The sequence below is a fragment of the Variovorax sp. GW821-FHT10B04 genome (assembly GCF_059415645.1).
Map to the genome: position 1 here is coordinate 140,144 of NZ_JBWKNQ010000008.1, position 23,696 is coordinate 163,839.

Genomic DNA, 23,696 nt, shown 5'->3' on the forward strand with positions numbered 1-23,696 from the left:
CTCTATCCGAAGAGGAACTGCACGATGCCGTCGCCGCCAGCCACCGGCTGGCATGGCATGGCCCAGACCCGTTCGACCAGCGACGGCTGCAGAACCTCATGTGCGGCGCCTGCATGCAGGCCGGCCGGACCACCCAGTACCAGCACATCGTCTGCGTAGCGCAGTGCAAGGTTCAGGTCATGCAGCACCGCAACGACGCCGACGCCCTGCCCTGCCCAGTTGCGCAAGAGCCGCATGGTCGCGTGCTGATGCGCCAGATCGAGTGCTGCGGTGGGCTCGTCCAACAGCAGCCAACGCGCGGCGCCATCGGGGCGTGGGTGCCAGAGTTGCACCAACGCGCGCGCCAGATGCACACGGGCCTTTTCGCCACCCGACAACGTATTGAGCACGCGCCCCGACAACCGCTCGACACCGGTCAACGCCATCGCCTCTGACACGATACGGTCCTCGTCGTCGGCTGGCTGACTGCGGTGCGGATAGCGCCCGAGTGCGACGATTTCCTGGGCAGTGAACTCGAAAGCCACTGCGCTCTCTTGCGGCATCAGCGCCCGCCGCAAGGCCAGCGCAGCAGGCGTGTACTTGGTCAGCGGCTGGCCGTCGAGCGAAACCCGCCCTCCTGTGGGCACACGCTGACCGCCAAGGATCGACAGCAGCGTGGACTTGCCCGCACCGTTGGGGCCGAGGATCGCGGTCACGCGGCCTGCACCGAACACCGTGGACGTCGAAGCCATGATCGTCTTGCCGCCGGCCAGCATCGTGGCATCCGTGCAGGCGAGTGAACCCGCGGTGTTCATGCACGTTCCCGGAAATGGCGGAGCATCAACAGGAACATCGGTGCGCCGATGAAGGCGGTCAACACGCCCAGTGGCAGCTCGGCTGGTGCCATGGCCGTGCGCGCGACCGTGTCGGCCACCAGCACCAGGGTCGCGCCGAGCAATGCGGAACCGGGCAGCACCACGCGATGGTCAGGCCCCGCCACCATGCGCACCCAATGCGGCGCGATTAGCCCGATGAAACCGATGATGCCCGTGGTGGCCGTGACAGCGCCCACCGCAATGGCGGTGATCCAGACGGCGTGCCGCTTGACGCGCTCCACTTCGACACCCAGAAGAGTGGCCTGCGCCTCGCCAAGCGCAACGGCATTGAGCTGCGATGCCAGCGTCATGCCCGCCAGCAGTGCGATCAGCACGACCGAGCCGACCAGCACCACGGCACTCCAGCGCGCACCGCCAAGGCTCCCCAACAGCCAGAACTGCAGGCTGCGCAATTGTTCATCGGTCGCCATCACGCTCAGGAAGCCGAGCCCGGCGCCGGCCAGCGCATTCACGGCGATGCCGGCCAGCAGCATCAGCGCCATGCGCGTCGACCCGCCGCTTTGCGAGAGACCATAGATCAACAACGTCACCAGGAACCCACCGCCGAAGGCCATCGAGACCAACGTCCAGCTGCCGAGTGTGCGCGGCAGCGATGGCCACAGCCAGGCGCCCAGAACGATGGTGACGCCCGCCGCGAGCGCCGCGCCGCTGCTGATGCCGATCAGCCCCGGATCGGCCAGCGGATTGCGGAAAAGCCCCTGCATGAGTGCGCCGGAGAAACCGAGGCCGGCTCCCGCCGCCACGCCCAGCACCAGCCTTGGCAAACGGATATTGACGAACACGAGGTGTTCGGGAGACGGATCGCCCGTGCCGCGCAGCAGATCGCCAAAGACGCCCCAAAGTTGCGTCGGACTGATCGCATACGCACCCGATGCACTACCCGCCAGCAATGCCAGAAGGAGCAGCAGCACGCCGGCGCAGATCACCGTGCGCGCGCGAATGCGTCGGCTCATGCGGCGAGAAATTGCGTGTGCAGCTCATCGATGGCGGACGGAAGCCGTGGACCGAAACCGAGCAGCAGCAGTGCGTCTTGCGTGATCAACGCACGCTTGCGGTAGGCAGGCGTCAGCGCGAGCTCAGGACGTTGCCAGAACTTGTCCACGCCACCATGCGCCTCGATGCTCTGCGTGCTGGTCAGGATGATGTCGGGCGCGGCGCTGGCCATCGCCTCCGCCGTCATCGGTCGGTAACCTTGGAAACCGCTCAGGCAGTTGACCCCGCCGGCAAAACCGATCACCGAATGCGCAGCCGTCTTTTCACCAGACACTTGCGGACTTGCGCTGTGCGACAGCACGAACAACACGCGCGGCTTGCGTGTTGCCGAGGCAGCCACACGCTTCTGAACGCCAGCCCATTCGGCGTCCAGTTTTGCCTGCAGATCGCGCGCCTGCGCTTCGCGGGCGGAGGCACGGCCGACCGCCTGAACCTTGCGCTGGACTTCGCCCCAGCTGTGGTCGGCATCGATCAGCTCCAGCTTGACGCCGGCGCTGCGAATCTGGTCAAGGACGACGGGCGGGCCCGATTCGGTCGTGGCGATCACGGCGTCCGGCTTGAGCGACAACAGACCTTCCGCGGACAGTTGGCGCATGTAGCCGACCTTCGGCGTCCGCAGCGCGGCCGGCGGGTACAGACTGGTGGTGTCCGTGCCCACCAACTGTGTCTCCGCACCCAGCGCGTAGACCACTTCGGTGATTGCGCCACTGATGGTGACCAGGCGCGGCGCGCCCGCCCCTTGCGCCCAACCTGGGAGCGCCGCCGCGCCCAGGGAAGCAGAAAAAGCGCGCAGCATGGCGCGGCGGCCAGAAAGAATAGAGAGCTTGTCGGTCATGGGTCTGGGGGAAAAGGCAAGGTGAAGATCAAGGCTGCGCGGGCTCGTTCTGCGCGATGCGCCAGAGAACCCCGCTGGGATCGATCAGAACGAAGTCGGTCATTCCCCAAGGCTGCAATTGCGGCGGCACGGAGCGCAATGCATAGCGCTCGATCACGCCGCTCGCAACGACGGCAGCCCACCAGGCGTGTACGTCTTCCACCAGCAGATGCATCATCAGGTTCTCGGCCAGCGCCTGCTCATAGAAATCCTGAAGCAGGAAGCTGGTCTGCCCGTGATGGAAGTACGCCAGGTTGCCGCCATCCCAGGCCATGGTGAACCCGAGCTCCTGATAGAACTGCTTGGAGCGCGTGAAGTCCTTCGCAGGGACGAACGCCTTGATCTCGACCGTCTTCAGATTGCTCATGCCGGCAACTCGATCGGCGAGAGCTTGCGCACGATGGCGCGCCACGCTTCGAGCTCGGGCGCCCCTGGCTTGCGTGCACCGAAGAACATCGCCATCACGTTGCCTTCGCCGTCGAAGGCCTCGACAGAAGTCACCACGCCATCGCTCGTCGGCTTCTCGACCACCCACACCGTATCGATCCAATCCTCTCGCAAGTGCAGGTTGAAGCCAGGATCGAGCACGTTGAGCCACTGCGCCCCATGAATTTCCATGGGCTCGATGCGCATCACCGGCCCGGTGTGGATCTGGATGCAGCCCGGACTGCCGACGAACACCATGATGGGCGTGCCATCGAACGCAGCCTCGTTCAGAAGTTCGCGCAATGCCGACGGCGCCACGCGCCGCGTGAAGCGACCTTCGGCCAGCCGGAAGCTTTGTTGCCGCTCGACCTCGAATTTCTTCAGCAGACCGAAGAATTCGTGGGTGTCCTGCATTGCGCTCCAGGCTGTATTGAGACCGGCCGCATCGATCGCAGCATCGGGCCTTGGCAGTGCCTTGGCTGACGTCGCGCCAAAGACGGCGCGCAGCGACGTATCGGCATGGGCGCTGATCACCGACTGGAGCGCACCGCGGTCGGTCGCGTCGCGCGCGAAGATCTTGTGCACGGCCAGCCCAGCCGCATCGAAGAACTGAAGGCTCAGCGACGACGGATTGCCCGCATTGGCCGCCGCCTCTTCCACGGCGAAACCCGCATGCCACTGGCTGAAGAAAAGACGCAGATCGATGTCTTCACCCAGCGCGAGCCCCATGGGGCCGCTGCCCGACACTTTCTGATAGACGCCAGTTTTCTCATGCACCGTCGACGCGTTGCGGGTCAGCGCCAGCAGCGGCCCGCAAAGCTCCAGGGCTTGCAGCAGATCGATCCACGGGGCGCGCAGCGGCGTCGCTTGGAGTGCGCCGTCGTGCGCATCAGCGTGCGCGGCGACAGCGGCGCCTTCGCTCAAGCCCAAGGCCTCGGCGGCATCCTTGTGGCGTTTGCCCTGCGTACGCAGCGCCGCAAAGGCGGTGCGGATTTCACTTGCGTTCATCGTGTCGCTCCTTGGAAAGGAACATGCACGCAAGCGCTGGCAATCAGACCGCGCGTGCACGACAGCGCAGATCGGTCAAGAAGAAGGGAAGAGAGGCTGGCCACTGGACATCCGGGAAAACAGTGAGTGAACTGCTTGCTGGACGGCGCATGGTGCGCGTAGCCTGGCTGGCGTGGACTCGGACGGCGTGCCCGAGTCCACGGATTATATGAGAACCGCTCTCATTTGAAAGCGCCGATCAGACCGTGGCCAGCACCTTTTCTTCCGGTGCCGACGTGCGGATCAGATGATCGAACGCGCCCAGCGCGGCCTTCGCGCCGTCGCCTGCGGCGATGATGATCTGCTTGAACGGCACCGTGGTCGCGTCACCCGCGGCAAACACGCCAGGCACCGAGGTCTGACCGCGCGAGTCGACCACGATCTCGCCGTGCTTCGACAACTCGACGACGCCCTTCAGCCAGTCAGTGTTCGGAACCAGCCCGATCTGCACGAACACACCATCCAACGGCACGGTGTGGCTGTCACCGCTCACCCGATCCTTGAACACCAGGCCATTCACCTTCTGCCCGTCGCCGGTGATTTCCGTCGTCTGCGCGTTCAAGTGAACGGCGACGTTCTTCAGGCTGCCCAACTTGCGCTGCAGAACCGCGTCGGCACGCAGTTGCTTGTCGAACTCGATCAGCGTGACGTGGCCCACGATGCCCGCCAGATCGATCGCCGCTTCGACGCCCGAATTACCGCCACCGATGACAGCCACGCGCTTGCCCTTGAACAGCGGACCGTCGCAGTGCGGGCAATAGGCCACGCCCTTGTTCTTGTATTCCTGCTCGCCTGGAACGTTGACGTTGCGCCAGCGCGCGCCCGTGGAAATCACGACTGAACGGCTCTTCAGTGTTGCACCGCTTTCGAGCTGCACCTCGATCAGATCGCCATCCGCGCCGCCTTGCGGAATCAATGCCTTGGCGCGCTGCAGATTCATGATGTCCACGTCGTAGTTGCGAACGTGCTCTTCCAGCGCATGCGCGAACTTGGGCCCTTCGGTCTCCTTGATGGAGATGAAGTTCTCGATGCCCATGGTGTCGAGCACCTGGCCGCCGAAGCGCTCCGATGCCACACCGGTGCGAATGCCCTTGCGGGCCGCATAGACCGCCGCCGCCGCACCAGCCGGACCACCACCGACGATCAGCACGTCGAACGGTGCCTTGCCATCGATCTTCTTCGCCTCGCGCTCGACGCCGCTGGTATCGATCTTTGCGAGGATTTCTTCCAGGCTCATGCGGCCCTGGCCGAACTCGGTGCCGTTCAGGAACACGGTCGGCACGGCCATCACCTGGCGTTCCTTGACTTCGTCCTGGAAGGTGCCGCCCTCGATCATCGTGGTGCGAATGCGCGGGTTCTGCACTGCCATCAGGTTCAGCGCCTGTACGACGTCAGGGCAGTTGTGGCAGGTCAGCGAAACATAGACCTCGAACTCGAAGTCGCCATCGAGTGCGCGGATCTGCTCGAGGATCGCCTGTTCGACCTTCGGCGGGTAGCCGCCGATCTGAAGCAGCGCCAGGATCAACGACGTGAATTCATGGCCCATCGGCAGGCCGGCGAAGCGCGGCCCGTGGTTCTCGCTTGGCCGGTTGACGGAGAACGAGGGCTTGCGATGCTCATCGTCGCGGCTCTCGGTGAGCTTGATGAGCGGCGACGCCTCCGCGACGTCCTTCAGCAGCGACTGCAGTTCACCCGAAGCCTTGCTGTCGTCGAGCGAAGCGACGATTTCGATCGGCTGCGTGGCGCGTTCGAGGTAACTCTTGAGTTGGGCTTTGGTGGCTGCGTCGAGCATGGCGGACTCACTTTCCTGAAATACGGGGAGGAACAAAAAAGCCCGGGAGCCGAAGCGCCCGGGCTTGGGCGCAAAGGAGCGCTTAGATCTTGCCGACGAGGTCGAACGACGGCTTCAGCGTGGCAGCGCCTTCTTCCCACTTGGCGGGGCAGACTTCACCGGGGTGCGAAGCGACGTACTGAGCCGCCTTGACCTTGCGCAGCAGGTCGCTGGCATCGCGGCCAATGCCTTCAGCGGTGATTTCCAGCGCCTGGATCACGCCTTGCGGGTCGACGATGAAGGTGCCGCGGTTGGCGAGGCCCTGATCTTCGCGCAGGACTTCGAAATTGCGGCTGATCGCCAGGGTCGGGTCGCCGATCATCGTGTACTTGATCTTGCCGATCGTTTCCGACGAATCGTGCCAGGCCTTGTGCGTGAAGTGGGTGTCGGTCGACACGGAGAAGATCTCCACGCCCAGCTTCTGGAACTCGGCGTAGTGGTCAGCCACATCGCCCAGTTCGGTCGGGCACACGAACGTGAAGTCGGCGGGGTAGAAGAAGAAGACGGACCACTTGCCCTTGGCATCGGCATCCGACACGTCGACGAATTTGCCATCCTTGTAGGCGGTTGCCTTGAAGGGCTTGATTTCGGTATTGATCACGGACATGGTGTTTTCCTTGGCGGTGCAGGTGGATAAAAAGTGCGAGCAGCTAGTATAACTACCGATTCACTCAAATCAATAGTCATAAACTATTCAATGTATTGCACCGGCCTATGTCAGCGCCCCTTCGTGACATGCTTCTGACATAACCAAACACGAACGCCTATCACCCTCAGCCGCATGCAGACCGGCAGGGCATGGGTTTGCTTGCAAAGACCCCTTTCGCCCTCGGACAATCGTGGTTTCAGAAGAGGACAACAATCATGAAGGGCGACCCCCAAGTCATCGAACATCTGCAGGCTCAGCTGAAGAACGAGCTGACTGCGATCAACCAGTATTTCCTGCACTACCGGATGCTCAAGCACTGGGGGCTCGACAAGCTGGCGAAGAAAGAATACGAAGAGTCGATCGGCGAGATGAAGCACGCGGACTGGCTCATGGACCGCATCTTCATGCTGGATGGCCTGCCCAACCTGCAGGATCTCGCCAAGCTCAATGTCGGCGAAGACGTGCCTGAACTGCTCGCCTGCGACTTGAAGACTGAATACGGCGCACAAGCCACCATCAAGGCCGGCATCGCGCATTGCGAGACGGTGCGCGACTACGTGTCACGCGAACTGCTGCAGAAGATCCTCGACGACACGGAGGAACACATCGATTTCCTGGAAACACAGATCGACCTGATCGACAAGGTCGGCCTGCAAAATTACCAGCAGTCCCAAATGGGCGAACTCGCCTGAGCGGCACACGTCGACAATTCAGAAGGGCCCCATGAGGGCCTTTTTTTTCTTTACCGAACTTCACACGCTATCGATTCAGGAGCATCGACGCGAGCTCTTGCAAGTCTTTCAGAAGCTATTGACACGGCATCCACAAGACTACAAATAACATTCATTCTCATTCGAGCCGCTAGAATCTGCGGCGCCGATGACCGCCACCTCCACCGACAACCGCCGACGTGCCTACTGGCTGAAAACTCTGCACGAGTGGCATTGGGTCAGTTCCGCCATCTGTTTGATCGGCATGATCTTGTTCAGCGTGACTGGCTTCACGCTGAATCACGCGGGGCAGATCGAAGCCAAACCCGTCACGACCAATCTGCGCGCAACCATCGATGACGCCCTGCGCGCACAACTGGAAAAGCAACAGCCTGCGGTGAAGTCCCAGCAAAAGGGGCACGCACCCTTGTCGACGGAACTGCAAACCTGGGTAAAGACCCACTGGGCCATCGATACGGCCGGGCGCGACGCCGAATGGTCGGACGACGAGATCTACCTCTCCCTGCCGCGGCCGGGGGGCGATGCATGGCTGCGGCTGAATTTGGGTGACGGCGAGATCGAGTACGAGCGCACCGACCGCGGCTGGATCTCGTATCTCAACGACCTGCACAAGGGCCGCAACGCCGGCACCGCGTGGAGCTGGTTCATCGATGTCTTTGCAGCCGCGGCCATGATCTTCTCGATCACCGGTCTCTTCATTCTCAAGATGCATGCGGGCAACCGACCCTTCACCTGGCCGATGGTCGGCATGGGACTGGTGATCCCGGTCCTGCTGGCCCTGCTCTTCATCCACTAATCACCAATCAGAAAGAGGTCTCTTCGTGCAAGTTCGTTATTCGCTCGCAATCCCGGCGCTCGCCGCCCTGTTCGGCGCCCCGGCATTTTCGGCTGGCGTGGGCGTGAGCATCGAGGTGCCACGCCTCAGCGGAGCGGAATACCACCGTCCTTATGTGGCGGCCTGGATCGAACGCGCCGACAACTCTGTCGCCAGCACGGTCGCCGTCTGGTATGACATCCGCACCCGTACCAACAATCCTGAAGGTGAAGGCACCAAGTGGCTCAAGGATCTGCGCCAGTGGTGGCGCCGTACCGGCCGAGAGCTGCAGATGCCGATCGACGGCATCAGTGGCGCCACCAAGCCGGTCGGCAAGCATCAGATCAACCTGACGGAAGGCACGGCAGCGCTGCCGAAACTCGCACCTGGCGCCTACAAGTTCGTCGTCGAAGCGGCGCGCGAGGCAGGCGGCCGCGAAGTGGTGACCGTGCCCTTCCAATGGCCGCCGACCGGTGCGGCGCAAGCCACCGCCACAGGCAGCAACGAGCTCGGCGAGATCAAGCTCGATTTCAAGCCCTGACCACCGCCCCGCCCATCGAATCCACTCACAGGAGTCCGCCATGAAACTTTCCATCCGTACCGCCGCGCTTGCAACCGCCCTCATTGCCGCCCTGGGCACCGCTCACGCGCACAACGCCTGGATCCTGCCGTCGACCACGGTGCTGTCGAAGGCCGACACGATCACCGTCGATGCCGCTGTTTCGAACGATCTGTTCGTGGCCAATCACGCTGCCCTGCGCCTCGATGGCCTGCAGATCACCGCTCCGGATGGCACCGCGGTGAAAGCCGAGTCCGAAGCCAAGCTGAAGCAGCGCAGCGTCTTCGACCTGAGCATCGCGCAGCCAGGCACCTACCGTATCGCCGTGATCAACGGCGGCGCATTTGCCAGCTGGAAGGACAAAGCCACCGGCCAGCAGAAGCGCGCACGCGGCACGCCAGAGACGATCGGCAAGGAGATTCCTGCCGACGCGACCGATGTGGTCATCACGCAGTCGTCGGGTCGCATCGAGACCTTCGTGACGATGGGCAAGCCTTCGGCACTCAAGCCGATCGGCCAGGGCCTGGAGTTGGTGTCGACCGGCAGCCCGACGGACCTGGTGAAGGGCGAAAAGGCAACGTTCACCCTGCTGGTCGACGGCCAGGCCGCCAAGGACCTCGAAGTCACCGTGACGCAGGGCGACACGCAATACCGGGACGCCCTGGCGGAACTGAAGCTCAAGACCGACGACAAGGGCCAGTTCAGCGTGACGTGGCCTGTGGCAGGCATGTACTACCTCGACGCCAACACGAAGGACAACAAGACCACCTTGCCGCAGGCCAAGGAGCGGCGCCTGAGCTACGCAGCGACGCTGCAAGTGCTGCCCTGATCGCCTGATCGGAGTTGCACCGGTGCGCCCCTCTTTCGCCACCTGGCGCGCCGGTGGCTATGCGAACACGGCCATCCCTCGGCCGGCGGACCCCAGCCGCTTGCAGAAGCTGGCCGGTCGCACGATGGGGACGACCTGGTCGCTGGTCTTCGACAACCCGGCGATGCGCGCGCACGACACCGTGCTTGCAGCGATCAACGAGGCGCTGCGCGAAGTGATCGACCAGATGAGCACCTGGGAAGCCACATCGGACATCAGCCGCTACAACCAGGCACCTGCAGGCAGCCGGCACGTCCTGCCGAAGGACTTCGCGCAAGTACTGGCCTGCGCGCTGCAATGGGCCGAGGCCAGCGGTGGTGCCATCGATCCCACCATCGGCTCGCTGGTGGCGCTGTGGGGTTTTGGCGCGCACGCCAGCGTCATCTCCGCGGAGCCGACTCCTGCAGCGCTGGCTGACGCGAGATCGCGCACAGGGCGGGAACGACTCGCCTTCGACCCGGACGCGCGCACGATCACCCAGCCCGGCGGCTTGTCTCTCGATTTTTCGGGCGTGGCCAAGGGCTTTGCCGTCGACAAGGTCGTCGAGGCTCTGCTCGCGCTGGGCCTGTGCAATTTTCTGGTCGAGATCGGCGGCGAGCTGCGCGGCATCGGCGTTCGACCGGGCGGGCAAGCATGGCGTGTTCGCATCGATGTCGTCGACGACGCATTGCCGCCGGTGGCGTTGAATGGAATGTCCATCGCCACCTCGGGCGATCGATGGCATGTCCACGAGCAGAGCGGGCGCCGCTGGTCGCACACCATCGACCCACGCAGCGGTGAACCGTTGTCCGCAACATTGGCGTCCGTCAGCGTGCTTCATCCGCAATGCATGCATGCGGACGCGCTCGCCACTGCGCTCATGGTGCTTGGCGCAACGGAAGGGCCCGCGTTCGCGGAGCGTCATCGAATCGCGGCGGTTTTCGTGCGCCGCAATGGTGAAACCCAGCAAGTCCTCGCGACCCAGACCTGGCGCGCCTTGTCGGCGTGACGCCACGCGCGCCCATTCAAGTAGTAACCTCTCGCGATCGACACGATGACTGAGCCTTACTTCCGCATGCTGGCGGCTGGCCTCGTGGTGCTCGCCTACATCGCGCTGTGCCTGGCCATTTATCTGCGCGAACGCCGTCGGCGGTCCGCGACCGCGAACGCGGCAGCTGCTCTCGCTGGCGCTGGCGACAAGCCAGCCGTCCTGGTGGCTTTCGCCAGCCAGACCGGGCAGGCGGAATCCATCGCCTGGCAAACCGCACGGGCTCTGCATGCCACCGGCGCGCCGGTCCGCGTGATGCCGCTGAACGAACTCGATGCGCCAACGCTGAGTGCGGCAAAGCACGCGCTCTTCATCGTCAGCACCTATGGTGAAGGCGACGCCCCGGACGATGCCAGCCTCTTCGCCGAGCAGTTGATGGGCGAACCAATGCAGTTGCCTTCGCTGCACTACGCGGTGCTGGCACTTGGCGATCGCCAATATGCGCAGTTCTGCGGCTTCGGCCGCGCGCTCGACGAATGGCTGCAGGCCAGCGGTGCGCTCGCCTCGGAACCTCGTATCGAAGTCGACAACGGCGATCCTGCTGCGCTTGCCCGCTGGCATGCCCAATGGGGCAGTGAAAGCACATCCACCTCGAACGACGAAGGCAAGGATGACGCGACTTATGCCGCCTGGCAGCTCGTTCGCCGTGAACTGCTCAACCCAGGCAGCCAGGGCGGGCCTGTCTATCACCTGGGTCTGCGGCCCGTATCTGGCGCCAAAGCGACCTGGCAGTCGGGTGATCTCGTACAGGTGGCCCTCAACAGCGACCCGAAGCGCCCGCGCGACTATTCCATCGCATCCATTCCTTCGGATGGAGAAGTCCAACTGCTGGTGCGGCAGGAGCGTCATCCCGACGGCACGCTCGGCGCGGCGTCCGGTCTGCTCACGTCGACGCTGGCGCTTGGTGACTCGGTGTCACTGCGTGTGCGGGCCCACCGCAATTTCCGCCTTGACGGGAATCTCGAGCGACCGTTGATTCTGATCGGCAACGGAACCGGCCTGGCGGGTTTGCGCGGCCATCTCCGCGCGCGAGCGGCCATGCGCCAGCATCAGAACTGGCTGATCTTCGGCGAGCGCCAGGCAACGCACGACTACTTCTGCCGCAGCGAACTCGAAGCATGGCAAGCCATGGGCGTATTGCAACGACTCGACATGGTGTTCTCGCGCGACCAGCAGGAGCCGATCTACGTGCAGCATCGGCTGCTGCAGGCTGCCGACGAGCTTCAGTCCTGGCTGGCGCGCGATGCCGCCATCTATGTGTGCGGCAGCCTCCAAGGAATGGCCAGCGGCGTGGATGCCGCTCTGCGCCAGATCGCTGGCGACGCGCTCGTGCGTGAGCTGATCGGCAACGGCCGCTATCACCGCGACGTCTATTAAGCGCCTCCGGGGCATCGACCCCGCGACGGCCACCACCTAGCACCTGAGCCGCTTCCGGCTGTCGCATTGCGCCGGCAATGCGACCCGGCGTCGTCCGACAGTTGCTGTACCGCAACATCTGGTGGAAATTTTGGTGAACTCAGGCAGCGCGTGTGACCAAAGGTATTGATAGTTATTATCATTTGCATGCATTTCCGCGGCGTCGCGCCCCGGAGGCCTCAACAAGCCAATCCTGACCGGCCTCTCTGCCCGGCGCCGGACCCGCCAGTCGAGTTCAAGTCCAAAACAATTCCCAAACAACTCGGAAGATTTCATGGCCTACATCAAAAGCCGCAAGCACGCCGTGGCGCGTGCCGTCCCTCCCTTGAGCAGCGTGGCAGCCGCCACCCTGATGGTGCTTGCACTTCCTGTGGGCGCACAAACCAACACGCTGAAGGAAGTCCGCGTGCAGGACTCCGGCACCGCCAGCGACTACAAGGCCGATACGTCTGCGAATCCGAAGTTCACTGCGCCATTGGTCGACACACCGCAAACCATCGCCGTGATCAAGGAGCAGATCATTCGCGAGCAAGGTGCGACGACGCTGACCGAAGCGCTGCGCAACACGCCCGGCGCCAGTGCGTTCTACCTCGGTGAAAACGGCAGCACCAGCACCGGCGACGCGATCTACATGCGTGGCTTCGACAGCTCCAGCAGCATCTTCGTGGACGGCATCCGCGACATCGGCTCGATCTCGCGCGACGTGTTCAATATCGAGCAAGTTGAAGTGGTCAAGGGCCCCGCCGGCACGGACGTCGGCCGTACGTCGCCGACGGGCTACATCAACATGATCACCAAGAAGCCCAAGCTGGAAGACAGCTTCAGCGGCTCGATCGGATTCGGCACGGCCGACTACAAGCGCGGCAGCATCGACTGGAACAAGTCGTTGAGCGGCGAGAACGGCGTGGGTGCGGCGTTCCGTCTGAACGCAGTGGCGCAGGACGCTGGCGTCGACGGCCGCGACTATGTGAAGAACAAGCGTACGGCGATCGCACCGTCGCTCGCCCTGGGCCTCAACACCCCGACCCGTACGTACATCGACTACCTGCACGTCAAGCAGGACAACGTGCCTGATGGCGGTGTTCCGACCATCGGCCTGCCCGGCTACACGAACCCGGATCCGCTGGCTCTCGGCAGCCGCCGCCGGACCTTCCTGGACTCGGCCGCGCGCGTTGACTCGAGCAACTTCTATGGCACCAGCTCCGACTTCGACAAGGTGACGACGGACATGCTGACGGTGCGCATCGAACACGACATCACGCCGGACGTGACGTTGCGCAACACCACGCGCTATGCGAAGACGTCGCAAGACTACATGCTGACGTCGTTCATGGCCGCCGGTCTTACGGCGACCGGCGCCGCACCGGCCGCAAGCGCGGCTTCGCTCACCACGCCGTCGGCGTCGGATCCCTCGGGCTGGACGATCACCCGCAACTCGCCGACCAACAAGGACCAGGTCAACAAGGTCTTCATCAACCAGACCAATGTGCAAGCCAAGGTCAATACGGGCAGTGTGAGCCACACCATCAGCGCTGGCGTCGAGTTCAGCCACGAAGAGCAGACCAACGAGAACTTCTACGCCCCAGGATTTGCCACGGTCGGCACGACCTACGCAGCCGCCGGCTCCTGGCCGGCCGCCAACCTCTACAACCCGAACCCGAACGTGACCGGCTACAACCGCATCCCGAACGGCACGGGTTCGGACGGCAGCACCGACACCGTCGGCCTGTACATCTTCGACACGGCCAAGCTCAACGAGCAGTGGCAGATCACGGGTGGCATCCGCTTCGAGCACTACAACACCGACTACAACGCCACCGCCCTGACGTTGGCCGGCACCGGTGCGGCTCAGACCCGCACCATCGCCGTGACGGATCTGAAGACCTCGGACAACCTCTTCACCGGCAAGCTGGGCGTGGTTTACAAGCCCGTCGACAACGCAAGCATCTACGCCGCTTACGGCACAGCCGCTCAGCCTCCGGGCGGCGCCAACTTCGCACTGAGTTCGGCGGCCAACAGCGCGGCCAACACGAACTATCTGCCGCAAAAGGCCAAGACCTATGAGATCGGCACCAAGTGGGACGTGCTGAACAAGCGCGTGGCACTGACCGCAGCGCTCTACCGCACGCAAGTGAGCAACGAAGTGGTGCAGGACACCGCATCGAGTCTCTACTACCAGACTGGTAAGAAGCAGGTGCAGGGTATCGAACTCGGCGCGGCTGGCGCGATCACCGACGCATGGGGCGTGAGCGCAGGCTTCACGACGATGGACACCAAGGTCAAGAGCGGTCCGGTGGTTCTGGCCGATGGCAGCACGGCGCTTGCTTACACGCCGAAGAGTGCGTTCACGTCCTGGACCACCTACGTACTGCCCTTCGGCCTGACGATCGGCGCGGGCGCCCGCTTCAACGGCAAGCTGCACCGCGGCACCGATGGCGCAGTCGGCACGCCGGCGTATGTCGACTCCTATTGGGTGGTCGACGCCATGGCGTCCTACCGGATCAACAAGAACCTCGACCTCCAGTTCAATCTGTACAACGTGTTCGACAAGGACTACGTGGCCGCAATCAACAAGAGCGGCTACCGTTACACCCCCGGCACGCCCCGCTCGGCACGGATCACTGCGAACTTCGCGTTCTGATCTCCATCAAGACGTACCGCTGACGGCGGTGCGACACTCGAGCCCCGGCGCTGCCGGGGCTTTTTTCATTGTGAAGGCCCTTGAAAATGATGTTGCATGTTCCCGAAGTCCTGAGCGCCGCACAGGTCCAGCAGTTGCGCCGAGCCCTCGACGCCACCGAATGGGTAGACGGCCGGGAGACCGTCGGTGACCAGGGTGCCAAGGTGAAGCGCAATCGGCAGTTGCCGGAACAATCCCCGGTCAGCCAGGAACTCGGCCGTTCCGTGCTTGCAGCCCTGGCCCGCCACCCGCTTTTCTTTTCTGCTGCGTTGCCACTGCGCTACGTACCGCCGTTGTTCAATCGCTACGAAGGGGGCGAACATTACGGTCTGCACATCGACGGCTCGGTGCGCAGTGTTCCAGGGACCGGTGCACAGCTCCGCACGGACCTGTCATGTACGCTGTTCCTCTGCGATCCCGAGGAATACGACGGCGGAGAACTGGAAGTGGTCGACACCTACGGCGTCCACGAAGTCAAGCTCCCGGCGGGTGATCTGATCCTCTACCCATCGACCAGCCTGCACCGGGTGACCCCTGTGACGCGCGGCGCACGTGTCTGCTCTTTTTTCTGGCTGCAAAGCATGGTGCGTGACAACCATCAGCGCGGCCTGCTGTTCGAACTCGATCAGTCGATACAGAAGCTGCGCACGCGATTGGGCGAAACGGAGGAAACCGTTGCGCTGACGGGTCACTATCACAATCTTTTGCGGATGTGGTCCGAGATCTAGAGGCTGATGGCAGGCCGAAGAATCGATAGCGATTGCAAATGCGACAAATTCGTATTTATAATGAAGCTTCTTCAAACAGCCAGCCAAAGCGCCTTCACTCCCATGATCGTTTGCGTTTGCCGCCGAGTGTCGGACCGGGAGATTGCGCGCCATGCGCGTGCCGGCATGACCTTTGACGAGGTGCAATTTGAGCTTGGCGTGGCCACACAGTGTGGTCGATGCGAAGGTTGCGCACGCGAGGTCGTCGCGCAATGCAGTGCGTCCCACCCCGTCGCCGCGCTTCATCGCGACGACGCGAGGACTATCCAGCTTGCCACTTCCATTCAGGAAAGCAGCGCATGGAACTCTTCTCGGCACTCGCTGGCAGCCTGATTTTCGTCGCCGGCTCCGTCTGGTGGATCTTTCGCAAATAAGCAGCGGTTTGTGCTGAATCGGGGTGCGTTCGGCGCACCCATATCCCGAATGGTGGACCGTGTCTGAGCGCTTCTCTTCGCCTCCCAGTTACGCACTGGGGTTATCCCGCAATGCCCTCATTGCGGGCGGTGTGGTTCTTTTTCACGTAGCAGCTCTGTGGGCACTGCAAAGCGGCCTGATTCGAAAAGCCGCCGAAGTCGTTGTTCCTGTCGAGATACTGAGCGAGTTCGTGGAACCGCCCAAGCCAAAGGAACCGCCTCCGCCCCCTCCACCGCCGCCGCCCGCGCCGCGGCCCAAGGAAATCAGGACGCCCCCGCCTCCACGGCCGATGGCCATCCGCACACCCGCACCGGCGCCGGACGCGCCGACCGGCGTGCTCGAGCCGCAGCCGCCAGCGCCACCACTGGCGCCGCCCGCACCACCAGCACCGCCCGCTCCTCCTGCCCCGCCGCCGGCTCCACCGGCGCCGCCCAGCGTGCAGCTTCCGAGCAGCGATGCGGATTACCTGCAGAACCCGAAACCTGTTTATCCGGCCATGAGCAAGCGGCTCGGCGAACAAGGCAAGACAGTGGTGCGCGTGCTGATCGGGATCGACGGTCTGCCCAAGCAGGCAAGCATTCGCACATCGAGCGGCTACGAGCGGCTCGATGAGGCCGCGCGCACAGCCGTCATGAGCTGGCGTTATGTGCCTGGCAAAAGAAATGGGGTCGTTGAACCGATGGAGTTCAACGTACCGATCAACTGGGTTCTCAACTAATTTTCTCTGGAGCTGTTCGTATGGATTCCCACTTTGGCCTGATGAATGTATGGAGTCAGGGCGACTTCGTCACCAAGGCAGTCGCCGTGATTCTGGTCGGCATGTCGCTCGCATCATGGATCGTCATCTTCATCAAGGCGCTCGACGTCATCAAGTACAAGCGCCTCGCACGGCACTCGCAGGATTTCTGGCACAGCGAAGATTTCGCGACGGCACTCAACAAATTGGGCAAGGACGAGACCAATCCCTTCCGGGGACTGGCGCTCGAAGGTCGCGAGGCGGCTGCGCACCATCGCAACACCAAGGCACACCTGCACGACTCGCTCGACGTCAGCGACTGGATCACGCGTGCATTGCGCAACGGCATCGACGAGTTCACCGCACGCCTGCAGAACGGCCTCGCCGTGCTCGCCTCGGTCGGATCGACCGCGCCGTTCATCGGTCTGTTCGGCACGGTGTGGGGCATCTATCACGCGCTGATGAGCATCAGCACGGTCGGTCAGGCCACCATCGACAAGGTGGCGGGCCCCATCGGGGAAGCACTGATCATGACGGCGCTGGGCCTGGCGGTCGCAATCCCCGCCGTGCTGGGCTACAACACCCTCGTGCGCGGCAACAAGTTCGTGCTGAACAAGCTCAACAGTTTCGCGCACGACCTGCATGCTTACTTCGTCACCGGCGCCCGCGTTCAGAGCGGCAGTGAAACGCCGATCGTCGTGCCGCTCAAGAAGGGCTGAACACCATGGCATTCGGAACACAAGACGAACCGGATGAGGTGATGAATGAAATCAACATGACGCCACTGGTCGACGTCATGCTTGTGCTTCTCATCATCTTCATCATCACCGTGCCGGTGATGAAGCACGCGGTGAACATCGATCTGCCTCAGGCCACCAGCGAGCCGGAGGTCAACAAACCACAGAACATCCTGTTCACGGTAGCTGCCGACGGCAGCTATTACTGGAACGAAAACAAGATCGACGACACGGCGCTCAAACCGCTATTGGCGGCCGAGGCGGCGAAGGATCCGCAGCCTGAACTGCACATCCGCGGGGACAAGGCCGTTCGCTATGAGCGGGTGGCACAGGCCATGTCGGCAGCACGCGAGGCCGGCGTGCGCAAGATTGGATTCATCACCGAGCCCGACGCAAAGTGAGCAACGGTGGTTCGCAAAAAAGATTGATCGCGACGATTGACTTTTAATTGCGAATCATTATCATTCGCTCATCGTTTCGAGAAAGGAACTCCAGATGCAACGCAATCCCTCCGCCACCTTGGTGCTGAACCACCCTTCGCTCGACCATTCCGGTGGCGGCCAGGCCTCGACACAAAGTGGCGCGCGTCCTGCGCATCTGCTGGAAAGCGCCGATCTTCTGCGGGGCAGCAAGACCGTCGCCATCCTTCACAACGGCTCGCTCTATCGGCTTCAGGCCACCAAACTCGGCAAGCTGATCCTGACGAAATAAGGATCGCAGCCACTGTGCAAGTTTCATCGTGGGGCGACTCCAGGAGATCATTCTCCGAAGGGTCGTTTTTTGCTAGCCAACGGTTCGCCGACTAGCCAAGCTTTTTTTCCACGCTGATCGCTCAAGAAAACGCCGACCTCGAGGTCGGCGTTTTGCTTTGCATCTATTTCAGAGGCCGATCGCTGCAATACCTGCCTTGGCGATCTGTGCATCCTCGCTGGACTTCACGCCACTCACGCCCACGGCACCGATCACGTGCCCGTCTTTCAGGATCGGCACTCCGCCCTCGAGCATTCCCTCGACGAGGGGCGCCGTAAGGAAGGCGATTCGTCCGCCATTGATGATGTCCTCATAGACCTTGCTCTCGCGCCGTCCGAGGGCGGCCGTGTGCGCCTTGGCGGGGGCAATGTGGGACGACAGTGCCGCCGCTCCATCCAACCGCTGCAGCCACAGCAGATGTCCGGCGTCGTCGGCGATAGCGATCGTCACGGCCCAATTGTTCTTGAGTGCCTCTGCTTCCGCCGCTGCCGCGATGGCCTTGACGTCTGCAAGTTCGAGGAAGGATTTGGTCTTCATGGTCAGGTTGATTTGATGAGCCGTCGAGCATACCGCCAGGCACGGGTAGAGCCCACACATGATGTAGGCACATAGACGGCGAGCTTTTGTGACCAACCGTGAAGCCGCATCCTAGAATGCTTCGATCTGCAGTGTTGCAGTCAACCCCCAGGAGTTTCAGCAATGAACGACCGCGTCACTACCCTCGACACTTCCGTCGGCTACGGCCAGACGCTGCCGCAGGCGGAGCGCCAGCGCGTCCTGCGCAACACCTACTGGCTCCTTGCGTTGAGCCTGGTTCCCACGGTACTTGGCGCGTGGCTGGGCGTGTCCACCGGCATCACACGCTCTCTGTCGGGCGGCCTTGGCCTGATCGTCTTCATGGGCGGTGCGTTCGGTTTCATGTTCGCCATCGAGAAAACAAAGAACTCCGCAACCGGCATCCCCGTGCTGCTGGGCTTCACTTTCTTCATGGGGCTGATGCTCTCGCGCCTGATCGCGATGGTGCTGGGCTTCAAGAACGGCTCAGAGCTGATCATGACGGCGTTCGGCGGCACGGCAGGTGTTTTCTTCGTGATGGCATCGCTTGCCACCGTCATCAAACGCGACCTGTCCGGCATGGGCAAATGGCTGTTCGTCGGCGCGATGGTCCTGATGGTTGGCGGAATCATCAACATATTCGTCGGCTCCAGCGCGGGCATGCTGGCCATCTCGGTCGCAGCCATCGGCATTTTTTCTGCCTACATGCTCTATGACCTGAAGCAGATCATCGACGGCGGCGAGACGAACTACATCAGTGCAACGCTGGCCCTTTATCTCGATCTGTTCAATGTGTTCCAGAGCCTGCTCGCGTTGCTCGGCATCATGGGTGGCGAACGGGATTGATCAACTGGTCGGGCCCGAGTGGCACGCAAGAAAAAAGGCCCTTCGGGGCCTTTTTTCATATCCGGTCGAACACCGCGATCGATTCGACATGTGCCGTGTGCGGAAACATGTTGACCACCCCCGCGAACGTGCATCGATAGCCGGCCTGGTGCACCAGCAATCCGGCATCGCGTGCCAGCGTCGACGGGTTGCAGCTGACATAGACGATGCGCTTTGGCGGCGTCCAGCTGCCTTCATGGGACTCGACCTGCTGATGGATGTCGGCGAGTGCCTTCGCCAAGGCGAAAGCGCCTTCCCGCGGCGGGTCGACAAGCCATTTGTCTGCCGCGCCATCCGCGACCAGCATGGCTGGCGTCATGTCGAACAGGTTACGGGCGACGAAGCTCGCATTCGACAACGCACCGCGTGACGACGTAGCAGGCTGGTTGCGGAGGAAGTTGTCACCCGCCCGCGCCACCAGCGTGTCGCTACCTTCTATGCCCAGCACCTCGCGCGCGCGCGTTGCCAGAGGCAGCGTGAAATTGCCCAAGCCACAGAACCAGTCGATCACACGCTCGTGAGGCTGTACGTCCAGCAAGCGCAGCGCCCGACCGACCAGCGCCCGATTGATGTGCGGATTCACTTGCGTGAAGTCCGTCGGCTTGAACGGCATGGTGACGCCGAATTCAGGCAGCTCGTAAGACAGCGGCATGCCGCCCTCATCGAGCAACTTCACGGTCTCCGGTCCCTTGGCCTGCAGCCACCACTGCACACCTTCATGCACGGCCGCAAAAGCACGCAGCCGGTCGGCATCGCTCTTCGACACCGGCACGAGATGGCGCAGCACGAGCGCGATTGTTCCGAGCTGGGTGCTACCCGGGGCATCACCGCAGGCGAGCTCGATCTGGGGACACGTATCGCGAGCATCCAGCGACGCAATGAGTTCACGCAGCGGTACCAGCATGTCGCTGATCCGTGCAGGAAGCACGGGGCAGACCGTCATGTCCGCAAGATAGCGACTCTTGCGCTCATGGAAGCCGATGAGCACCGTGCCCTTCTTCACCACATAGCGCACCGAAAGCCGGGCACGGTAGCGGTAATGCCAGGACGGCCCGGCCAACGGGCGCAGCATGGTTTCCGCACGAACCTTGCCGAGGTGCCACAGGTTGTCTTCCAATGCGCGTTGCTTGACCGCGACCTGTGCCGACGCATCCAGATGCTGCATCTTGCAGCCGCCGCAAGCGCCTGTATGCAATCCGAAATGCGGGCAACCTGGCCGAACGCGCTGCGACGATTCGCGCCGGATGGCGGTCACAGTTCCCTGTGCCCAGTTGTTCTTCTTGCGATGAACGTTGAGCTGCACTTCCTCGAAAGGCAATGCGCCTTCGATGAAGACGACCATGCCGTCCGCCTTGTGTGCAACGCCTTGGGCGTCGAGATCAAGCGACTCGACGTTCAGCCATTCATCGCTCGGGTGGGTCACCCCTTTTTTTTCTGTCGTATCCGTCATGCGGCGATTGTCTCAGGCTGGCAAGCCCGACCAAGCGCCAAGCAACGGATCGGTGCCTACCGCGTCGGCAGATAACGTGCGGGGTCGACTGGCTTACCCTGCCGCCGGATCTCGAAGTGGAGCTTGACCCGATCTGCGTCGCTGTTGCCCATTTCGGCAATCTTCTGGCCTCGCTGCACCGACTGATCTTCCTTGACCAACAGCGCTTGGTTGTGCGCATACGCAGTCAGGTAAGTGTTGTTGTGCTTCAGGATGATCAGATTGCCGTAACCGCGCAAGCCGGCACCGGCATAGACAACGCGGCCATCGGCCGCAGCGAGCACGGCGTCGCCGGCCTTGCCGCCAATGTCCAGCCCCTTGTTCTTGGCCTCGTCAAAGCCCGCGATCAATGAACCACTGGCAGGCCAGATCCAGCCCACGTCTTCATCCCCGCCTGTTGCCGCCGGTGCTTTGGCAGCGGTCGAAGGCACAGGGGGAGGAACCGACGCCGTCGAGCCGTTGTTGCCCGGCACGACGACGGCGGGCGGCAATACCGGCCGCGTCACTGCACCCGAAGACTCTGCAGTCGCCGATGGCGGAATCACGCGCAACACCTGCCCGACCTCGATACGGTCCGGGTTCTCGAGGTTGTTCCAGCGAACGATGTTCTGCCAACTCTGACCCGTCTCTGCGCCGATACGGCGCAGCGTGTCGCCGGGGCGTACGGCGTAATAGCCGGGTTTTCCGTAATTCTCGATACCCGGCAGCGGCTTGCCGGAGGCGTCGGTGGTGATCGGCGGCACCCCTGCCGCTGTGGACGGCGTCATGATGGTCGATGCGCGATCCTCGACCGGCGCCGGAACGCGCGGCGGTGCCGTACAAGCTGCCAGCGCCAGGACCGAAACCAGCGTTACGCCAGCAAGCCAGCCCCGATTGCCAAAACCCTGCATGTATTCTTCCTTCAAGCAATTCCCGATTTTAGGGGGACAAAATGAACCGCCTCCAGCACACGACGCTGGACCCCGGCGGGCATCTTGTCGATCACGACCAGCACCTGCCCGCCACTCGCGGACTGTGTCGGCGCGACGATCCGGCCACCAACGGCAAGCTGGTCGATCCAGGCTTGCGGCACCGCTTCGCCTCCGGCCGCAGCAATGATGCCCGCATACGGGCCGCCCTTGGCATAGCCCACCATGCCATCGCCAAAGAGAAGATGAACGGTTGCCAGACGAAGCGGCCGTATGTTGGTACGGGCGCGCTCGTGCAAGCCACGCAGCCGCTCAATGCTGTAGACCTCGCTGGCCACATGGCTCAGCACCGTCGCCTGGTAACCGCACCCCGTCCCGACCTCGAGTATGCGGCCCAGGCGTCCATCGGGCTGCCCTGTCAGAGCCGACGCACCCAGCAGCAACTCGACCATTCGCGCAACCACGTTCGGCTTGGAAATGGTCTGCCCGAAACCGATAGGCAGGCTCGTGTCTTCATAGGCTTGATTCACCAGTGCGCTATCGACGAAGAGGTGGCGCTCGACCGCCATCATCGCGCGCAGGACCCGCGCATCGCCGATGCCCTGCCCGGCAAGACGCTGGACCATGCGCGCACGGATCGCATCGGAGGCCATGGAGGGCGTTGCCGGCAACGTCGGCCTCGCGGGTGCCGCGGGCATCCGTCCGCGTGTCGCAGCAGATGCCGTGGGCGTGAGCCGTATGGGGAAGCCGGGGCGTTGCGTCACCATCAGATCTTCACAGCATCCGCGCTCGGCGGCACCGGCATCAATGGGCGCAGGCGCAAGCTCATGCTTATCCCGCCAATCGCGCCACCGAGTCGCGCCATTGGCCAAGGTTGGCATGGTCCGTCAAGTCGATCTGCAGCGGCGTGAGAGACACGTGGCCAGCCGCCGTCGCGTGGAAATCCGTCCCCTCGCCACTGTCCTTGGCACCACCGGCGCCAGCGATCCAATACATCGTCTCGCCGCGTGGACTGTCCTGGGTAATGACCTTCTCCGCCGCATGGCGCCGCCCGAGTCGGCAGACCTTGACGGGTTTGAGTTCGCCAAAGGGCCTGTTGGGCACATTCACATTGAGGAGCCAGGGTGCTCCTTCCAGCATCCGCTCGCGCCGAACCTGCTCTACCAATCGCCGTGCCACCTGGCCAGCGGCATCGACGTGTGCCCAGCCCTTTTCAATCTGAGAAAAAGCGATCGCGGGAATACCGAACAGATACGCCTCCATGGCTGCACCGACCGTGCCGGAATAGATCGTGTCGTCGCCCATGTTGGCGCCGTTGTTGATGCCGGAGACGACCAGATCGGGACGGTAGCCCAGAAGGCCCTTCAAGGCGATGTGAACACAGTCGGCCGGAGTTCCGGTCACGTAGCGAAAGCCGTTGTGCGCCCGATGCACGTAGAGCGGAGCCGCCAGCGTCAGCGCGTTGGACTTGGCACTGTTGTTGTGCTCCGGAGCAACCACCTCGACGTCGACATCTGGCAGATCCTTGAGTGCCTCATAGAGGGCCACGATGCCCGGAGCCTGAAAACCGTCGTCGTTGGAAATGAGTATCTTCATGGATGTCTTGGAGTGCGCGGAATTGTAGGTTGCAGCGGTCGCCGCAGGGACAAGGGCACTCTGGCGCGC

At 62.9% G+C, this 23,696-nt stretch carries 26 protein-coding genes; 14 read left to right on the plus strand and 12 right to left on the minus strand.

Annotated elements, in window-relative coordinates; all coding sequences use genetic code 11:
- Window positions 1-2 precede the first annotated feature (2 nt).
- The 7 genes from AC07PZ_RS20205 to ahpC form a co-directional block, all read right to left on the minus strand.
- The gene (locus AC07PZ_RS20205; RefSeq protein WP_495296915.1) at window positions 3-794 is read right to left on the minus strand and encodes a heme ABC transporter ATP-binding protein; all 792 of its coding nucleotides are present in this window, start codon (window positions 792-794) and stop codon (window positions 3-5) included.
- Window positions 791-1,828 (minus strand): FecCD family ABC transporter permease, encoded by a 1,038-nt coding sequence (locus tag AC07PZ_RS20210; RefSeq protein ID WP_495296916.1) that lies wholly within the window; start codon window positions 1,826-1,828, stop codon window positions 791-793. The genes AC07PZ_RS20205 and AC07PZ_RS20210 overlap by 4 nt, the downstream gene beginning before the upstream one ends.
- A complete protein-coding gene (locus AC07PZ_RS20215; RefSeq protein WP_495296917.1) occupies window positions 1,825-2,703 on the minus strand; it encodes a heme/hemin ABC transporter substrate-binding protein in 879 nt (292 codons plus the stop codon). Before AC07PZ_RS20215 ends, AC07PZ_RS20210 begins: the two co-directional genes overlap by 4 nt.
- A 28-nt stretch (window positions 2,704-2,731) precedes the next feature.
- Complete coding sequence (locus AC07PZ_RS20220; RefSeq protein WP_495296918.1) at window positions 2,732-3,109, minus strand: VOC family protein; 378 nt, start codon at window positions 3,107-3,109, stop codon at window positions 2,732-2,734.
- Window positions 3,106-4,176 carry a hemin-degrading factor gene (locus AC07PZ_RS20225; protein WP_495296919.1) on the minus strand — a complete coding sequence of 357 codons (1,071 nt, stop codon included), beginning with the start codon at window positions 4,174-4,176 and terminating at the stop codon, window positions 3,106-3,108. Before AC07PZ_RS20225 ends, AC07PZ_RS20220 begins: the two co-directional genes overlap by 4 nt.
- 238 nt (window positions 4,177-4,414) lie before the next feature.
- Window positions 4,415-6,007: an alkyl hydroperoxide reductase subunit F gene (gene ahpF / locus AC07PZ_RS20230; protein ID WP_495296920.1), complete on the minus strand. Its 1,593-nt coding sequence runs from the start codon at window positions 6,005-6,007 to the stop codon at window positions 4,415-4,417.
- Between the two features lie 82 nt (window positions 6,008-6,089).
- Window positions 6,090-6,653 carry an alkyl hydroperoxide reductase subunit C gene (gene ahpC, locus AC07PZ_RS20235; RefSeq protein ID WP_495296921.1) on the minus strand — a complete coding sequence of 188 codons (564 nt, stop codon included), beginning with the start codon at window positions 6,651-6,653 and terminating at the stop codon, window positions 6,090-6,092.
- A gap of 257 nt (window positions 6,654-6,910) precedes the next feature.
- Between ahpC and bfr the strand changes: the two genes are divergently transcribed.
- From bfr to hemP, 13 genes are all read left to right on the plus strand, one after another.
- Window positions 6,911-7,387: a bacterioferritin gene (gene bfr / locus AC07PZ_RS20240; protein ID WP_495296922.1), complete on the plus strand. Its 477-nt coding sequence runs from the start codon at window positions 6,911-6,913 to the stop codon at window positions 7,385-7,387.
- Window positions 7,388-7,574: 187 nt separating this feature from the next.
- Complete coding sequence (locus tag AC07PZ_RS20245) at window positions 7,575-8,222, plus strand: PepSY-associated TM helix domain-containing protein (protein ID WP_495296923.1); 648 nt, start codon at window positions 7,575-7,577, stop codon at window positions 8,220-8,222.
- A gap of 25 nt (window positions 8,223-8,247) precedes the next feature.
- Complete coding sequence (locus AC07PZ_RS20250) at window positions 8,248-8,781, plus strand: DUF2271 domain-containing protein (RefSeq protein WP_495296924.1); 534 nt, start codon at window positions 8,248-8,250, stop codon at window positions 8,779-8,781.
- Between the two features lie 40 nt (window positions 8,782-8,821).
- On the plus strand, window positions 8,822-9,628 hold the full coding sequence (locus AC07PZ_RS20255; RefSeq protein WP_495296925.1) for a DUF4198 domain-containing protein: 807 nt from the start codon (window positions 8,822-8,824) through the stop codon (window positions 9,626-9,628).
- 22 nt (window positions 9,629-9,650) lie between these two features.
- A complete protein-coding gene (locus tag AC07PZ_RS20260) occupies window positions 9,651-10,655 on the plus strand; it encodes an FAD:protein FMN transferase (RefSeq protein ID WP_495296926.1) in 1,005 nt (334 codons plus the stop codon).
- A gap of 66 nt (window positions 10,656-10,721) precedes the next feature.
- On the plus strand, window positions 10,722-12,071 hold the full coding sequence (locus AC07PZ_RS20265; protein ID WP_495296927.1) for a sulfite reductase subunit alpha: 1,350 nt from the start codon (window positions 10,722-10,724) through the stop codon (window positions 12,069-12,071).
- 313 nt (window positions 12,072-12,384) lie between these two features.
- Complete coding sequence (locus AC07PZ_RS20270; RefSeq protein ID WP_495296928.1) at window positions 12,385-14,751, plus strand: catecholate siderophore receptor Fiu; 2,367 nt, start codon at window positions 12,385-12,387, stop codon at window positions 14,749-14,751.
- Window positions 14,752-14,837: 86 nt separating this feature from the next.
- Window positions 14,838-15,518, plus strand: a complete 681-nt coding sequence (locus AC07PZ_RS20275) for a Fe2+-dependent dioxygenase (protein ID WP_495297090.1) — start codon at window positions 14,838-14,840, stop codon at window positions 15,516-15,518.
- Between the two features lie 102 nt (window positions 15,519-15,620).
- Window positions 15,621-15,890 carry a (2Fe-2S)-binding protein gene (locus tag AC07PZ_RS20280; protein WP_495297091.1) on the plus strand — a complete coding sequence of 90 codons (270 nt, stop codon included), beginning with the start codon at window positions 15,621-15,623 and terminating at the stop codon, window positions 15,888-15,890.
- A gap of 100 nt (window positions 15,891-15,990) precedes the next feature.
- The gene (locus tag AC07PZ_RS20285; protein ID WP_495296929.1) at window positions 15,991-16,689 is read left to right on the plus strand and encodes an energy transducer TonB; all 699 of its coding nucleotides are present in this window, start codon (window positions 15,991-15,993) and stop codon (window positions 16,687-16,689) included.
- A 20-nt stretch (window positions 16,690-16,709) separates the two neighbouring features.
- The gene (locus tag AC07PZ_RS20290) at window positions 16,710-17,426 is read left to right on the plus strand and encodes a MotA/TolQ/ExbB proton channel family protein (RefSeq protein WP_495296930.1); all 717 of its coding nucleotides are present in this window, start codon (window positions 16,710-16,712) and stop codon (window positions 17,424-17,426) included.
- Between the two features lie 5 nt (window positions 17,427-17,431).
- On the plus strand, window positions 17,432-17,845 hold the full coding sequence (locus AC07PZ_RS20295) for an ExbD/TolR family protein (protein WP_495296931.1): 414 nt from the start codon (window positions 17,432-17,434) through the stop codon (window positions 17,843-17,845).
- 94 nt (window positions 17,846-17,939) lie between these two features.
- Complete coding sequence (gene hemP, locus AC07PZ_RS20300; protein ID WP_495296932.1) at window positions 17,940-18,155, plus strand: hemin uptake protein HemP; 216 nt, start codon at window positions 17,940-17,942, stop codon at window positions 18,153-18,155.
- Between the two features lie 168 nt (window positions 18,156-18,323).
- On the opposite strand, the gene AC07PZ_RS20305 is transcribed toward hemP, so the two are convergent.
- A complete protein-coding gene (locus AC07PZ_RS20305) occupies window positions 18,324-18,731 on the minus strand; it encodes a GlcG/HbpS family heme-binding protein (protein WP_495296933.1) in 408 nt (135 codons plus the stop codon).
- 162 nt (window positions 18,732-18,893) lie between these two features.
- Between AC07PZ_RS20305 and AC07PZ_RS20310 the strand changes: the two genes are divergently transcribed.
- Window positions 18,894-19,595, plus strand: a complete 702-nt coding sequence (locus tag AC07PZ_RS20310) for a Bax inhibitor-1/YccA family protein (protein WP_495296934.1) — start codon at window positions 18,894-18,896, stop codon at window positions 19,593-19,595.
- A gap of 55 nt (window positions 19,596-19,650) precedes the next feature.
- Here the strand turns inward: AC07PZ_RS20310 and rlmD are convergent, their stop codons facing one another.
- The 4 genes from rlmD to surE form a co-directional block, all read right to left on the minus strand.
- Window positions 19,651-21,084 carry a 23S rRNA (uracil(1939)-C(5))-methyltransferase RlmD gene (gene rlmD, locus AC07PZ_RS20315; RefSeq protein ID WP_495296935.1) on the minus strand — a complete coding sequence of 478 codons (1,434 nt, stop codon included), beginning with the start codon at window positions 21,082-21,084 and terminating at the stop codon, window positions 19,651-19,653.
- A 56-nt stretch (window positions 21,085-21,140) separates the two neighbouring features.
- On the minus strand, window positions 21,141-22,013 hold the full coding sequence (locus tag AC07PZ_RS20320) for a peptidoglycan DD-metalloendopeptidase family protein (RefSeq protein WP_495297092.1): 873 nt from the start codon (window positions 22,011-22,013) through the stop codon (window positions 21,141-21,143).
- An 11-nt stretch (window positions 22,014-22,024) separates the two neighbouring features.
- On the minus strand, window positions 22,025-22,798 hold the full coding sequence (locus AC07PZ_RS20325) for a protein-L-isoaspartate(D-aspartate) O-methyltransferase (RefSeq protein WP_495296936.1): 774 nt from the start codon (window positions 22,796-22,798) through the stop codon (window positions 22,025-22,027).
- 64 nt (window positions 22,799-22,862) lie between these two features.
- On the minus strand, window positions 22,863-23,627 hold the full coding sequence (surE, locus tag AC07PZ_RS20330) for a 5'/3'-nucleotidase SurE (protein WP_495296937.1): 765 nt from the start codon (window positions 23,625-23,627) through the stop codon (window positions 22,863-22,865).
- Between the last annotated feature and the right edge of the window lie 69 nt (window positions 23,628-23,696).